At 70.2% G+C, this 15187-nt stretch carries 14 protein-coding genes; all 14 read left to right on the forward strand.

The features are described from left to right. Positions 1–60: 60 nt before the first annotated feature. The 14 genes from IE160_RS06070 (at position 61) to metK (ending at position 15151) form a co-directional block, all read left to right on the forward strand. Positions 61–879, forward strand: coding sequence for an ABC transporter ATP-binding protein (locus tag IE160_RS06070; protein ID WP_179873774.1), 819 nt, complete (start codon positions 61–63; stop codon positions 877–879). Between the two features lie 65 nt (positions 880–944). Beyond that, positions 945–1988 (forward strand): aliphatic sulfonate ABC transporter substrate-binding protein, encoded by a 1044-nt coding sequence (locus IE160_RS06075; protein WP_179873775.1) that lies wholly within the window; start codon positions 945–947, stop codon positions 1986–1988. Between the two features lie 5 nt (positions 1989–1993). After that, on the forward strand, positions 1994–2848 hold the full coding sequence (locus tag IE160_RS06080) for an ABC transporter permease (protein WP_179873776.1): 855 nt from the start codon (positions 1994–1996) through the stop codon (positions 2846–2848). A gap of 67 nt (positions 2849–2915) precedes the next feature. Then, complete coding sequence (pyrR, locus tag IE160_RS06085) at positions 2916–3446, forward strand: bifunctional pyr operon transcriptional regulator/uracil phosphoribosyltransferase PyrR (protein ID WP_191151921.1); 531 nt, start codon at positions 2916–2918, stop codon at positions 3444–3446. Continuing rightward, complete coding sequence (locus IE160_RS06090) at positions 3443–4396, forward strand: aspartate carbamoyltransferase catalytic subunit (protein ID WP_179873778.1); 954 nt, start codon at positions 3443–3445, stop codon at positions 4394–4396. The genes pyrR and IE160_RS06090 overlap by 4 nt, the downstream gene beginning before the upstream one ends. Positions 4397–4422: 26 nt before the next feature. After that, on the forward strand, positions 4423–5712 hold the full coding sequence (locus tag IE160_RS06095; RefSeq protein ID WP_502708747.1) for a dihydroorotase: 1290 nt from the start codon (positions 4423–4425) through the stop codon (positions 5710–5712). Between the two features lies 1 nt (position 5713). Next, the gene (locus tag IE160_RS06100; RefSeq protein WP_179873780.1) at positions 5714–6223 is read left to right on the forward strand and encodes a PH-like domain-containing protein; all 510 of its coding nucleotides are present in this window, start codon (positions 5714–5716) and stop codon (positions 6221–6223) included. Continuing rightward, on the forward strand, positions 6220–7365 hold the full coding sequence (gene carA, locus IE160_RS06105; protein WP_191151922.1) for a glutamine-hydrolyzing carbamoyl-phosphate synthase small subunit: 1146 nt from the start codon (positions 6220–6222) through the stop codon (positions 7363–7365). The genes IE160_RS06100 and carA overlap by 4 nt, the downstream gene beginning before the upstream one ends. Next, positions 7365–10661: a carbamoyl-phosphate synthase large subunit gene (gene carB, locus IE160_RS06110; protein ID WP_191151923.1), complete on the forward strand. Its 3297-nt coding sequence runs from the start codon at positions 7365–7367 to the stop codon at positions 10659–10661. Before carA ends, carB begins: the two co-directional genes overlap by 1 nt. Further along, a complete protein-coding gene (gene pyrF / locus IE160_RS06115) occupies positions 10658–11482 on the forward strand; it encodes an orotidine-5'-phosphate decarboxylase (protein ID WP_179873783.1) in 825 nt (274 codons plus the stop codon). Before carB ends, pyrF begins: the two co-directional genes overlap by 4 nt. Positions 11483–11487: 5 nt before the next feature. Then, positions 11488–12378, forward strand: a complete 891-nt coding sequence (gmk, locus tag IE160_RS06120; protein WP_179873900.1) for a guanylate kinase — start codon at positions 11488–11490, stop codon at positions 12376–12378. A 31-nt stretch (positions 12379–12409) separates the two neighbouring features. Beyond that, positions 12410–12667 carry a DNA-directed RNA polymerase subunit omega gene (gene rpoZ, locus IE160_RS06125; RefSeq protein ID WP_152582874.1) on the forward strand — a complete coding sequence of 86 codons (258 nt, stop codon included), beginning with the start codon at positions 12410–12412 and terminating at the stop codon, positions 12665–12667. A 46-nt stretch (positions 12668–12713) separates the two neighbouring features. Further along, positions 12714–13889: a bifunctional phosphopantothenoylcysteine decarboxylase/phosphopantothenate--cysteine ligase CoaBC gene (gene coaBC / locus IE160_RS06130; RefSeq protein ID WP_179873901.1), complete on the forward strand. Its 1176-nt coding sequence runs from the start codon at positions 12714–12716 to the stop codon at positions 13887–13889. Between the two features lie 68 nt (positions 13890–13957). Then, on the forward strand, positions 13958–15151 hold the full coding sequence (metK, locus tag IE160_RS06135; RefSeq protein WP_191151924.1) for a methionine adenosyltransferase: 1194 nt from the start codon (positions 13958–13960) through the stop codon (positions 15149–15151). Positions 15152–15187 lie beyond the last annotated feature (36 nt).

Consider the following 15187-nt stretch of genomic DNA (forward strand, 5'->3'; position numbering starts at 1 on the left):
CGTGTCGGACTGTGTCGTCGCCGTTTGGGGCGGGGCGCGAGCACCTCGTACGGTTGCGACGTGTCACTCAGCCAGCGCACGACCACGCTCGAGAGCCCGGCGCTGCCGGTCTCCTTGCGCGGTGTCGGACGCAGCTTCGGCTCGGGGCGCAAGGAGCTCCCGACGACGGTACTGCGCGATGTCGACCTCGAAATCACCGCCGGGGAGATCGTGGCGCTCATCGGCCCCTCGGGGTGCGGCAAGTCGACTCTGCTTCGCCAGATCAGCGGGCTCGACACACCGACGGCCGGCTCGATCACCATCGACGACCGCCAGATCGCGCCTGCCGATCAGCGCTGCGCCGTGGCGTTCCAGGAGCCCCGGCTCCTGCCGTGGCGCACGGCAGCGCGAAACGTGCAGCTCGGTCTGGCACGCGGCCTCGACCGCGCGCGCGGTGCGGAGCGCGTCGAGGAACTGCTCGAGCTCGTCCACCTTTCACACGCGCGGGACCAGCGCCCCCGAGAGATCTCGGGTGGCATGGCTCAGCGCGTGTCGCTCGCTCGAGCCCTCGCTCGTGGCCCGGGCGTGTTGTTGCTCGACGAGCCCTTCGGCGCCCTCGACGCGCTCACGCGCCTCTCCATGCAGGATCTCCTTGTCGACATCCACGCCGCCGAGCCGACAACCATCGTCTTCGTGACCCATGACGTCGATGAGGCGCTTATTCTTGCCGACCGCGTGGTCCTCCTCGGCTCGGAGCCGGATCTGCCCGGCGCGACGATCCGTCGCGTCATCACTGTTCCCGGTCGCAGGCCGCGCGACCGCGCGGACTCCGAGCTCGGTGAGTTGCGAGCCGAGCTGCTCGACGGGCTCGGCGTTCCCAGCCATCACTCGAACAACTAGGACGTCGCCGTTCTCCCCAGCCGCACCATCCCATCCACCCGCACGACCCATCTCGAAAGGCCATCATGACATCCCGCCGCTCACTGACCGTGCTCACCGCGACACTCGCCGCGACAGCGATGGCCATGACCGGCTGTGTCGCCGGCGAAGGCTCGAACCTCACGGACGACGACGCGACTACCGCCTCGGGCGCGTGGTCCGCCGACACGCTGTCCCTCGACTTCGCGACCTACAACCCGCTCAGCCTCATCATTCGCGAGCAAGGCTGGATCGAAAAGGCGGTTGGAGACGACGTCGACGTCACGTGGACGCAGTCGCTCGGCTCCAACAAGGCGAACGAAGGCCTGCTCGCAGGCGCGCTCGACGTCGGGTCCACCGCGGGCTCGGCGGCCCTGCTCGCTCGCGCCAACGGTTCGCCCATCAAGACCATCGACATCTACACGCAGCCCGAGTGGAGCGCCCTCGTCGTGGGCGCGGACTCCGGCATCGAGTCTGTCGAGGACTTGCGGGGCGCGACGGTGGCGGTCACGATCGGCACCGACCCCTACTTCTTCCTCCTCCAGGCGCTCGACGAGGCGGGAGTCGACCCGAGCGAGGTGGAAATCCAGAACCTCCAGCACGCTGACGGTGGCGCTGCACTCGTCAACGGCAGCGTCGACGCGTGGTCGGGTCTCGACCCGATGATGGCGACGACGGAGGCCGACAACGACACTCGCCTCGTGTACCGCAACGTGGACTTCAATACCTACGGCTTCCTCAACGCGACCGAGGAGTTCCTCGAGCAGAGCCCCGACCTAGCCCAGCTGGTCGTTGACGCCTATGAGCGTGCTCGCCAGTGGGCGCTCGACAACCCTGATGAGACGGCAGCGCTCCTCGCCGAGGTCTCGGGCATCGAGCTCGCCATCGCCGAGGTCGTGCTGCTCGAGCGTACGACGATCGATCTCGACCCGGCGCCCGGGGACGCGCAGCGCACGGTCCTCGAGGCGGTCGGCCCTATCCAGGTCGCCAACGGCGATATCGCCAACCAGGACCTCGTGGACGAGGCGCTCGCGTCACTCTTCGAGCCCCGCTTTGCCGACAGCGCCGACCCGAGTCGCGTCGGCCAGTAGCGGCGATGTCCGCCTCGATCGTCCCGAGCGAGCGCGCCGCTGACCGCGGCGCGCTCGCCGCGCCTCTTGACGACGGACCCCGCCAGCGCGAGGCGAGGGCGGGCCGACGCCGTTCCGTCACGCGCATCGCCCTGGGTGGTGCCCTACCGATCCTGCTCATCGCCCTCTGGTACGCCGCTACCGCCTTCGGCTGGGTGCCGGCGCACAAACTCCCCAGTCCCGACGCGGTCATCCTGGCGGGGATCGACCTGTGGGAGCGCGGGCTTCTGGGGATGCACATCGCAATCTCTGTCCAGCGAGTCCTCCTCGGCTTTGCGATCGGCGCCGCCGCGGGGCTCGTTATCGGGGCGATCGTCGGCCTCTCCCGATTTGCCGATGGCGTGCTCGCGCCGACGGTGGGAGCGGTCAGAGCCGTTCCCTCGCTTGCGTGGGTCCCGCTCCTCATCCTGTACCTGGGGTTCGGGGAGGACTCGAAGGTGACCCTCGTGGCCATCGGCGCACTGTTCCCGGTGTACACGACGGTCGCGGGTGCCCTCCGGCACGTGGATCCGCATCTCGTCGAGATGGGGCGCGCGTACGGCTATACGCGATCGCGCTTGCTCCTGACCGTGCAGCTGCCCGCCGTGATCCCCGCGATCATCTCGGGACTGCGGCTCGCGCTTGCGCAGGCGTGGCTCTTCCTTGTCGCCGCCGAGCTCGTTGGCTCCACGATGGGGCTGGGCTTCCTGCTGATCGAGTCGCAAGGGAACTTGCGCTACGACCGGCTATTCCTCGCGATCCTCGCACTCGGTGTGATCGGCAAGACGACCGACGCGCTCATCGGCATCGGCGAGCGCGCCCTGCTCAAGCGGTGGGGGTAGCCGCGCTAGACTGACACCGTTCGACGTCCTTTAAGAACCGTCCCGTGAGGCGGGGAAGGAGGTCACGGTGGTCGCACGTCCCGTGCTGCACGGCCCTGACATCACGCGCGCTCTGCGCCGCATCGCCCACGAAGTGCTCGAGTCCCGGCGCGGCGAGGGCCGTCTCGTCTTCCTCGGCATCCCGACACGAGGTGTCGCACTCGCGGCCCGCCTGCAGAGCATCGTCGACGAGATCGAGCCGGGCACGTCGAGCCATGGCGCTCTCGACATCACCCTCTATCGCGATGACCTTGCTCGAACGCCCACGCGCACCCCGGCTCCGACGCGCATCCCTGCCGAGGGCATCGATGACGCGATCGTCGTGCTCGTCGACGACGTGCTCTACTCGGGCCGCACCATTCGTGCCGCGCTCGACGCTCTCGCCGACCACGGGCGGCCGCGCGCCGTGCGCCTCGCCGTGCTGGTCGACCGCGGGCACCGCGAGCTGCCGATCCGCGCCGACTTCGTCGGCAAGAACCTGCCGTCCTCGACGAGCGAGCGCGTCTCCGTGCGGCTCGACGAGTTCGACGGCGTGGACGAGGTCGTGATCGAGCCGTGAAGCACCTGCTCAGCACCCGCGACCTCGACCGCGAGACGGCGGTGCGCATCCTCGATATCGCGGAGGAGATGTCGCGCACCGCGGATCGCGCCGTGCGCAAGCTGCCGACCCTGCGCGGCAAGACGGTCGTCAACCTCTTCTTCGAGGACTCGACCCGCACGCGCCTCTCCTTCGAGTCCGCCGCCAAGCGGCTGAGCGCCGATGTGATCACCTTCAGCGCCAAGGGGTCGAGCGTGTCGAAGGGCGAGAGTCTCAAGGACACCGCGCAGACGCTCGAGGCCATGGGAGCCGACGCGATCGTCGTGCGCCACGGGGTCTCCGGCGCCGCCGAGCTTCTCGCGCACGCCGGCTGGATCGACGCGACGATCGTCAACGCAGGTGACGGCACCCACGAGCATCCCACCCAGGCACTCCTGGATGCCTACACGATCCGCGCGCGGCGCTTCGGCGACGACGCCCGCGGGCGAGACCTCGCCGGGCTGCGCATCGTCATCGTGGGCGACATCCTTCATTCGCGCGTCGCGCGCTCCAATGTCTGGCTGCTGACGACGCTCGGCGCGCACGTGCACCTCGTCGCGCCGCGCACGCTGCTGCCGAGCGGCATCGCGACCTGGCCCGTGACCGTGCACGAGAGCCTCGACGACGCGCTCAGCACCACTCCAGACGCCGTCATGATGCTGCGCATCCAGAGCGAGCGCATGCACGACGCCTACTTCCCCTCCGAGCGCGAGTACGCGCGCGAGTGGGGTCTCACCGCCGAGCGGGCGACCAGGCTCGGCCCCGATACGATGGTCATGCACCCGGGGCCGATGAACCGGGGGCTCGAGATCTCGTCAGTCGCCGCTGACTCGCCCGCGTCGACCGTGCTCGACCAGGTGTCGAACGGGGTCTTCGTCCGCATGGCCGTGCTGTACCTGCTCGTGGCCGGAGAATCGCAGGAGGAATCGTGACCAGCATTCTCGTGCGCGCCGCCGCCATGCTCGGTGGCGGTCGGGAAGATCTGCGCATCCGCGACGGAGAGATCGCCTCGCGGGGCTCCTTGACCCCGGAGCGCGGCGAGACCGTGATCGACGCCGACGGACTCGTGGCGTTGCCCGGTCTCGTCGACCTGCACACCCACCTGCGCGAGCCCGGTTTCGAGGCGAGCGAGACGGTGCTGACCGGAACGCGCGCGGCGGCGGCCGGCGGCTTCACGGCCGTCCACGCGATGGCGAACACCTCGCCCGTGGCCGACACCGCGGGAGTCGTCGAGCAGGTCGCGCGGCTCGGCGACGAGCACGGCTACGCGACCGTCCGCCCCATCGGGGCCGTGACGGTCGGACTCGCGGGGGAGCGGCTCGCCGAGATCGGAGCCATGGCCCGGTCGCGCGCGGCCGTGCGGGTGTTCAGCGACGACGGCCTGTGCGTCGCCGACCCCCTGCTCATGCGCAGGGCGCTCGAGTACGTCGCGACCTTCGGAGGCGTCATCGCCCAGCATGCGCAGGAGCCGCGTCTGACGGAGGGTGCGCAGATGAACGAGGGGGCTCTCTCCGGGGAGCTCGGCCTCGCCGGCTGGCCGGCAGTCGCCGAAGAGGCCATCATCGCGAGGGATGTCCTGCTCGCCGAGCACGTCGGTGCCCGCCTGCACATCTGCCATGTCTCGACCGCCGGGTCCGTCGACATCGTCCGCTGGGCGAAGGCGCGAGGCATCAGCGTGACCGCCGAGGTCACCCCGCATCATCTGCTGCTCACCGAAGAGCTCGCGCGCGGCTACGACGCGCGCTTCAAGGTCAACCCGCCGCTGCGTCGCGACGAGGACGTGCACGCCCTGCGGGCCGCTCTCGCCGACGGCACGATCGATATCGTCGCGACCGATCACGCTCCGCACCCGAGCGAGGCGAAGGAGTGCGCGTGGGCCGAGGCGGCGTTCGGCATGGTCGGGCTCGAATCGGCACTGAGCGTCGTGCAGCACGCGATGATCGAGTCGGGGATGCTCGACTGGGCTGATATCGCCCGCGTGCTCTCCGAGGCTCCCGCGAGCATCGGACGGCTCGACGGCTACGACGCCCCGCTCGCGATCGGGGCTCCCGCGCACGTCACTCTCGTCGACCCGACCGCGGCCCGCACCTGGTCGACCAGCGACCTGCGGGGGCGCAGCAGCAACACGCCCTTCGCGGGGCGCGTGCTGCCGGGCCGGGTCATGGCGACCATCCACGCTGGTGCGCTCACGGTGTCCGACGGCGAGGTCGTCGATGCTGCCGAGCTCGGCACGAAGGAGGGTGACTGACATGGAGAGGCTTCTCCCCGCCATGATCGTCGCCGCGGTGCTCGTGCTGCTGCTCGCGCTCATGCTCCTGGGCTGGCGTCGCCGCGTGCGCTCGCAGGCAGGGATGCCCCGCCCGGATGCCCCTCCGGCCGCTCTGCACGAGGCGCTCTGGCGCGGTGACGGGCTCTACGTCGCGACGACGCGCGGCGGCGACCGTCTCGACCGCATCACCGTGCACGGCCTCGGTTTCCGCGCTCGGTGCGCCATCGCCGTGCATCCCGAGGGCATCGTCCTCTCCCTGCGCGGGAGCGACCCGGTGTTCATTCCGCGAGAGTCGGTGCGGGGTGCGGGTCGCGCGACGTGGGCGATCGACCGCGTGGTCGAGCCCGGCGGCCTCATCGTGCTGGACTGGGTGCTCGACGCCGTGCCCCTGGACAGCTATCTGCGCCTGAGTGCCGAGAACGGCGACGCCATGCTCGCCGCGACGACGACCGTACTGACCCCTGCGACCCCCGAAGGAAGCCCCACGTGACTACCACGACCGCCGTCCTCGTCCTGGAGGACGGAACCCGCTACGAGGGCCGCGCCTACGGTGCCCGAGGCCGCACGTTCGGCGAGGCGGTCTTCGCCACCGGCATGAGCGGCTACCAGGAGACCCTGACCGATCCGAGCTACGCCGGGCAGCTCGTCGTCATGACCGCGCCGCACATCGGCAACACGGGCATGAACGATGAGGACGTCGAGTCCCGCCGCATCTGGGTCGACGGCTTCGTCGTGCGCGATCCCTCGCGCGTGGTCTCCAACTATCGTGCGACCCGCAGTCTCGACGACGACCTCGTTGCGCACGGCGTCGTCGGCATCAGCGGCATCGACACCCGCGCGGTCACTCGCCGTCTGAGGGACGCCGGCGTCATGCGCGCTGGCATCTTCTCGGGCGACGACGCCGACCTCGACCCTGCGGCGCAGCTCGCCCTCGTGCAGGAGTCGGCCGGCATGCTCGGACGCAACCTGTCGAGCGAGGTGTCGGTCGCCTCGGCGACCGTCGTGCCCGCCGAGGGGGAAGCCGTCGGCCGGCTCGCCGTGCTCGATCTCGGGGTGAAGGAGTCGACGCTGCGCCACCTGGCCGCACGCGGTTTCGAGGTGCACGTCCTGCCGCAGTCGACGACGCTCGACGAACTGCTTGCGCTCGACCCCGTGGCCGTCTTCTACTCGAACGGGCCAGGCGACCCGGCGGCGAGCGAGGCCCACGTGGAGCTGCTGCAGGGCGTCCTGCGTGCGGGCCTGCCGTTCTTCGGCATCTGCTTCGGCAACCAGCTCCTCGGTCGTGCTCTCGGCTTCGGCACCTACAAGCTCCCGTTCGGCCACCGCGGCATCAACCAGCCCGTGCTGGACCGCGAGTCCGGCCGCATCGAGATCACGGCGCACAACCACGGCTTCGCTGTCGACGCGCCGCGCGAGGGAGCGGTGGAGAGCCCCGCGGGCTTCGGGCGCGTCGAGGTCAGCCACATCGGCCTGAACGACGACGTCGTCGAGGGATTGCGGGCCCTGGACATCCCCGCCTTCTCGGTGCAGTACCACCCGGAGGCCGCTGCCGGCCCGCACGACTCCACCTACCTGTTCGACCGCTTCCGCGCGATGGTCATCGCCGCGCAGACCCCTAAGGACTCCCAGTAATGCCCAAGCGCGACGACATCAGCAGCGTTCTCGTCATCGGCTCCGGCCCCATCGTCATCGGGCAGGCGTGCGAGTTCGACTACTCCGGCACGCAGGCGTGCCGCGTGCTGCGCGAGGAGGGGATCCGCGTGATCCTCGTCAACTCGAATCCGGCGACGATCATGACCGACCCCGACTTCGCCGACGCGACCTACGTCGAGCCCATCAACGCGGAGGTCATCGAGGCGATCATCGCCAAGGAGCGCCCGGATGCCGTGCTCCCGACCCTCGGCGGCCAGACGGCGCTCAACGCGGCCATCGCGCTGCACGAGCAGGGCATCCTCGAGAAGTACGACGTCGAGCTCATCGGGGCCTCCTTCGAGGCGATTCACAAGGCGGAGGACCGCCAGCTCTTCAAGGACCTCGTGCTCGCGGCGGGAGCCGATGTCGCGCGCAGCCACATCGCCCGCACGGTCGCGGAGGCCGTGGACTTCGCGGAGGATCTCGGATACCCGCTCGTCATCCGGCCCTCGTTCACGATGGGCGGTCTCGGGTCGGGCTTCGCCTACACGCGGGCGGAGCTCGAGCGCATGGTCGCCGACGGGCTGCACCAGTCGCCCACGACCGAGGTGCTGCTCGAGGAGTCGATCCTGGGCTGGAAGGAGTACGAGCTCGAGCTCATGCGCGACCACGCCGACAACACGGTCGTCGTATGCTCCATCGAGAATGTCGATCCCGTCGGCGTGCACACGGGAGACTCGATCACGGTCGCGCCCGCGCTCACTCTCACGGACCGCGAGTACCAGAACATGCGCGATGTCGGCCTGCAGATCATTCGCGACGTCGGCGTCGACACGGGCGGCTGCAATGTGCAGTTCGCCGTCGACCACGCCACGGGGCGCCTCATCGTCATCGAGATGAACCCGCGCGTCTCGCGATCGAGCGCCCTCGCCTCCAAGGCCACGGGGTTCCCGATCGCCAAGATCGCTGCGAAGCTCGCGATCGGCTATCGCCTCGACGAGATTCCCAACGACATCACCAAGGTGACGCCGGCCAGCTTCGAGCCGACTCTCGACTACGTCGTGGTCAAGGTTCCGCGCTTCGCCTTCGAGAAGTTCCCGGGCGCCGACACCACTCTCACCACGACCATGAAGTCTGTCGGCGAGGCCATGGCGATCGGCCGCAACTACACGACCGCCCTGCAGAAGGCGCTGCGCAGCCTCGAGAAGCGGGGGAGCTCCTTCCACTGGGACGGGGAACCGGGCGATGCCGGCGAGCTGCTCGCGATCGCCGCGCGACCCACGGACGGGCGCATCGTGACGGTGCAGCAGGCGCTGCGCGCGGGCGCGAGCGTCGAGCAGGCCTTCGACTCGACAGGCATCGACCCGTGGTTCCTCGACCAGATGGTGCTCATCAACGAGATCGCCGACGAGATCGCGCAGGCCGCCGATCTCACCGACGAGCTTCTGCGCCACGCGAAGGACCACGGCTTCAGCGATGCCCAGATCGCCTCGCTGCGCGGCACGACGGAGTCGCCCGTGCGCGCTCAGCGCCACGCGACCGGGGTGCGCCCCGTCTTCAAGACGGTCGACACGTGCGGCGGCGAGTTCCCCGCCCTGACGCCGTACCACTACTCGAGCTACGACCGTGAGACCGAGGTCGTGCCGAGCGAGGCGCGCAAGGTCATCATCCTCGGCTCGGGCCCGAACCGCATCGGCCAGGGCATCGAGTTCGACTACAGCTGCGTGCACGCGAGCTTCGCCCTGCGCGACGCCGGCTTCGAGACGATCATGATCAACTGCAACCCCGAGACGGTCTCGACCGACTACGACACCTCCGATCGCCTGTACTTCGAGCCGCTCACGCTCGAAGACGTGCTGGAGATCGTCCACGCCGAGTCGCAGTCCGGCGAGCTCGTGGGCGTCATCGTGCAGCTCGGCGGGCAGACCGCACTGGGGCTCGCCCACGGACTCGCCGACGCTGGTGTGCCCATCCTCGGCACGTCTCCTGACGCGATCGATCTTGCGGAGGAGCGCGGCGCGTTCTCGCGCATCCTCGACGCGGCCGAGCTGCACGCGCCGCGCAACGGCACGGCGATCGACGCCCCGTCGGCCGTCGTCGTCGCCGAGGAGATCGGCTATCCGGTGCTCGTGCGCCCGAGCTTCGTGCTCGGCGGGCGCGGCATGGAGATCGTCTACGACAGCCCCTCGCTGCTCGACTACTTCGAGCGCGTTCAGGATCAGGCGATCATCGGTCCCGCGCAGCCGCTCCTCGTCGACCGCTTCCTCGACGACGCGGTCGAGATCGACGTGGACGCCCTCTACGACGGCGTCGAGCTGTACGTCGGCGGCATCATGGAGCACATCGAGGAGGCGGGCATCCACTCGGGCGACTCGGCGTGCACCCTGCCGCCCGTCACCCTGGGGCGCGACGTCATCGACCGCGTCGTCGAGGCGACGCGCAGGATCGCCGCCGGCATCGGCGTGCAGGGCCTCATCAACGTGCAGTTCGCCATCGGTCAGGGCGTGCTCTACGTGCTCGAGGCCAACCCTCGTGCCTCGCGCACGGTGCCCTTCGTCTCGAAGGCGCTCGACATCCCCCTCGCGAAGGCAGCGTCGTTGCTCATGGCGGGGTCGAGCATCCGGCAGCTCGTCGAGAGCGGGCTGCTGCCGTCCCAGGACGGCTCGCGCGTGCCCATGGACTCACCCGTGGCCGTCAAGGAGGCAGTGCTGCCGTTCAAGCGGTTCCGCACGAGCGAGGGGCGCATCGTCGACTCCGTCCTGGGGCCCGAGATGCGCTCGACGGGCGAGGTCATGGGCATCGACCGCGACTTCCCCCGCGCCTTCGCCAAGAGCCAGGACGCCGCCTACGGCGGGCTTCCTGACACGGGCGTCGTGTTCGTCTCCGTCGCCGATCGGGACAAGCGCAGCGTCATCCTGCCCGTGCTGCGACTCACCCAGCTCGGGTTCACGATCTGGGCGACCGAGGGCACCGCGGAGGTTCTCGCGCGCTACGGCATCCCGGCCCGCGTCGTGCGCAAGTACTTCGAAGGGGCCGCGGTCGTGCCTGGCGCTGAGCGCTCCATCGTCGATCTCATCAACGACGGCGAGGTCGATATCGTCATCAACACGCCGAGCGGTCGGACGGCGCGGGCCGACGGCTTCGAGATCCGCACCGCGACGGTCGCGGCCGACAAGCCGCTCTTCACGACGATCGCCCAGGTCGGGGCCGCCGTGGCCTCGCTCGAGAGCGCGGGGGAGCCCGTGTCGGTCACGAGCCTGCAGGATTACGCGCTCGCGAGGCGGGCCCAGCGGTGACGTCGTTCGGGGAGCGGCTGCGCGTCGCGGTCGACACGCACGGGCGGCTGTGCCTGGGGCTCGACCCGCATGCCTCGCTGCTCGCCGAGTGGGGGCTGCCGGACTCTCCCGAGGGTGCGCGCGAGCTCGCCTTGAGCGCCGTCGACGCGGCCCAGGGCCGTGTGGGGGTGGTCAAGCCGCAGGTCGCCTTCTACGAGCGATTCGGAGCGGCCGGCTACGCGGTGCTCGAGGAGGTCATCGCCCATGCGCGGGCCCAAGGCCTCCTCGTCATCGCCGACGCCAAGCGCGGCGACATAGGCTCGACGATGGCCGCCTACGGCGCCGCGTGGCTCGACCCCGACTCTCCCCTCTCTGCCGACGCCATGACGGTCGTCGCCTATCAGGGACTCGATTCCGCAGCTCCGGTGATCGACCTCGCACGCACGCACGGTCGCGGTGTGTTCGTGCTGACGGCGACCTCCAACCCCGAAGCGCGTGACGTGCAGCAGTCGATCACCGGAACGGGTCGCACTGTCGCCGGCCAGCTCGCGAGGGACGTCGCGGTCAAGAATGCGGGAACCACCGGTTGGGGGATGCTCGGGGTGGTGATCGGCGCGACGGAGCCGATCACGCGCACCGGCATCGACCCGGTGCTGCTCGCCCATACTCCCGTCCTCGCTCCGGGCTTCGGCTTCCAGGGCGGACGGCTCGGATCACTGCGAGACCTGTACGGCCTCGCAGCCGACTCCGTGCTGGCGTCGGTCTCGCGCAGCGTGCTCGGCGCGGGTCGGGGCGGCGTCGCGGATGCCCTCGATGCCCACCGGCAGGAGCTCGCCGCGTGACTGACATGCCCGAGGTCGATCGCACCGCCGCCTCGAGGGCCGCGGTGCAGGCACGACGTGCCCGAGCAGCCGTCAAGGAGGCTGTGCGGTCCGGTACGAGGAGCGCGCTGGAGGTCGCCGAGGCTGCCTGGCGCGATCCCGCCTCAGCGGAGGGCGGGCTGCGGGTGCGCGACCTCCTGCAGTCGTTGCGCGGCCTCGGGCCGGCTCGAGCCGGCACCGTGCTCGAGCAGCTGGGCATCGCCGACGTCAAGCGTCTCGGCGGTCTCGGCTCGCGGCAGCGGCTGCGGCTGCGCGAGTACCTTCGTGAACGCGGTGCGGGGTCGGCTCGGGGCCGACTCGTCGTGCTCGCCGGCCCGACTGCCGTGGGCAAGGGGACCGTGTCGAGCTACATTCGGGAGCACTACCCGGAGGTGCTGCTGAGCGTCTCCGCGACGACGCGCTCCCCGCGACCGGGTGAGATCGAGGGCGTGCACTACTACTTCGTCGACGACGACGAGTTCGACGCGATGATCGAGCGCGGCGATTTCCTCGAGTGGGCGACCGTGCACAACCTGTCGCGCTACGGCACGCCCCGGCCGCCCGTGGAGGCTACGCTCGCGGCGGGCACGAGCGTCCTGCTCGAGATCGATCTGCAGGGTGCGCGGCAGGTGCGCGCGGCCATGCCGGACGCGGTGCTCGTGTTCCTCCTGCCCCCGAGCTGGGACGAGCTCGTGCGTCGGCTCGTCGGGCGCGGCACGGAGTCCGCGGCCGAGCAGGCGCAGAGACTGGCGACCGCCAAGGGAGAGCTCGAGGCGCAGGGAGAGTTCGACGTGCACATCGTCAACGACGATGTGCCGCGCGCGGCTCGCGAGGTCGTAGACTTGCTCGCAGTGCCCGGCGGCGCCCCGCGCCTCTGACACGCCGACTACGACAGACCAGGAGCACCCCATGGCCGACAAGAACTCCGGCATCATCGAGCCGCCCATCGACGACCTGCTCTCGAAGGTCGACTCGAAGTACCAGCTCGTCATCTTCGCCGCGAAGCGTGCGCGCCAGATCAACGACTACTACGCAGACCTGCACGAGGGCAGCCTGTTCGACAACGTGGGCCCCCTCGTCGACTCGACGGTGGACGACAAGCCGCTCTCCGTCGCCCTCCACGAGATCAACGAGGACAAGCTCGTCCTCACGCGCCTCGCCGACTAGGTCGTCTCTCGTGTCCGAGCCGCTCGCCGCCTCGGAGCCCCGGCGCATGATCGTCGTCGGCATCACGGGCGGCATCGCCGCCTACAAGGCGGTCGGCGTCGTGCGGGGTCTCGTGCTCGCCGGGCACGACGTGCACGTCATCGCGACCGAGAGCGCTCTGCGCTTCGTCGGTCGCCCCACTCTCGAGGCGATCAGCCGCAACACCGTCCACACGGAGCTCTTCGAGGGCGTGGCGGAGGTGCGGCACGTCGCGCTCGGGCAGCGCGCCGACCTCATCGTCATCGCCCCCGCGACGGCGCACACCCTCGCCTCCCTCGCTGCCGGGCTCGCGGGCGACCTGCTGGGCACGACTCTGCTCGCGAGCGGCGCCCCCGTACTGCTCGCACCCGCCATGCACACGGAGATGTGGGAGCATCCCGCGACGCAGGCGAACGTCGCGACCCTCCGGGAGCGCGGTCTCGTGCTCATCGGGCCCGCGACGGGGCAGCTCACCGGTGCCGACTCGGGGGCCGGTCGTATGAGCGAGCCCGAGGAGATCGTCGCGCGAGCCCTCGGCCTGCTCCGTCCGCGCGACCTCGAAGGCAGACGCGTGCTGATCTCGGCAGGCGGCACGCGCGAGCCTCTCGACCCCGTGCGGTACCTCGGCAACCGCTCGAGCGGCCGGCAGGGGGTTGCCCTCGCCGAGGCGGCGCGCTCGCGCGGAGCCGAGGTGACACTCGTGGCCGCGCATCTGGAGGTGCCGGCTCCCGCGGGGGTCGCGATCGAGCGGGTGGGCACAGCACGGGAGCTCGAGGCGTCCCTTCGTGCTCACGCGGCATCGCACGACACCATCATCATGGCGGCGGCGGTGGCCGACTTCCGGCCGCTCGCCGTGGCGGAGGAGAAGATCAAGAAGGACGCATCCGAGGGCGGACTGAGCCTCGAGCTCGAACGCACGCCCGACATCCTCGCGGGCCTGTCCGCCCATCGTGCGCCCGGGCAGCGCATCGTCGGCTTCGCCGCCGAGACCGCCGCCGATGAGGATGCCCTGCTCGCGCTCGGCGCCGCGAAGGCACGGCGCAAAGGTGTCGACCTGCTCATCGTCAACCGGGTCGGATGGGCAGAGGGCTTCGGCGCGGAGGACAACGCGGTCATCGTGCTCGATGCGGCGGGAGTCGAGCTGGCGCGCGTCGCGGGCGACAAGGTGTCGGTCGCACACCGTATCCTCGACGTGATCCCCTGACCGGAGCGGCGCACGGCCGCCACGACTCCGGTGCACCCCACACCTCGACACGACGGGACCTCTCCGGCATGAGCGCACTGCGACTATTCACGTCCGAATCGGTGACGGAAGGCCACCCGGACAAGATCTGCGACCAGGTCTCCGACGCGATCCTGGATGCCCTGCTCACGGTCGACCCCCACTCGCGGGTCGCGGTCGAGACCCTCGTCACGACCGGTCTCGTGCACGTCGCGGGCGAGGTGAGCACCTCGGGCTACGTCGACATTCCCGGCATCGTTCGCAAGACCGTGACGGGCATCGGCTACACGTCCTCCGACGTCTGGTTCGACGGGCGCTCGTGCGGGGTGTCGGTCTCGATCGGCGAGCAGTCGCCCGACATCGCGCAGGGGGTCGACTCGGCCTTCGAGACGCGCGAGGGCAGCAGCGTCGACGCGGACGATCAGCAGGGTGCGGGCGACCAGGGCATCATGTTCGGCTACGCGACGACCGAGACCCCCTCGCTCATGCCGCTGCCGATCTGGCTCGCCCACCGGCTCTCCGAGCGCCTGGCGTTCGTGCGGCGCAGCGGTGAGCTCGACTTCCTCGCGCCGGACGGCAAGACGCAGGTCACCGTCGGGTATGACGGTGTCGTGCCGCGCACCGTCGAGACGGTCGTGCTGTCGACGCAGCACTCGCCCTCCGTCACGACCGCCCACCTGCGCGCCGAGGTGGAGAAGCACGTCATCCGCCCGGTGCTCGCCGAGAACGGGTTCGGCGACGCTGCTCCGCGCATCCTCATCAACCCCACCGGCCGTTTCGAGATCGGTGGACCGCAGGGCGACGCGGGCCTCACCGGGCGCAAGATCATCGTCGACACCTACGGCGGCGCCTCTCGTCATGGCGGCGGTGCGTTCAGCGGCAAGGATCCCTCGAAGGTCGATCGATCCGCCGCCTACGCGATGCGATGGGTCGCGAAGAACGCTGTCGCCGCGGGGCTCGCCGAGCGGCTCGAGGTGCAGGTCGCCTACGCGATCGGCACTGCCTCTCCCGTCGGCCTCTATGTCGAGACCTTCGGCACGGGCGTCGTCGACGACGAGCGCATCATCGGTGCTATCCGTGAGGTCTTCGATCTGCGACCCGGAGCGATCATCCGCGACCTGGACCTCCTGCGCCCGATCTACGGGCAGACGGCGGCGTACGGGCATTTCGGTCGCGAACTGCCCGACTTCACGTGGGAGCGTCGCGATCGCGCCGACGCTTTGCGGGCTGCCGCCGGTCTCTGATGGCGGTGCGCTAGTGGTCGGTCAGTAGTGGAGGGG

Origin of the sequence: Chryseoglobus sp. 28M-23 (genome assembly GCF_014789785.1) — a bacterium.
Classification (GTDB): domain Bacteria; phylum Actinomycetota; class Actinomycetes; order Actinomycetales; family Microbacteriaceae; genus Microcella; species Microcella indica.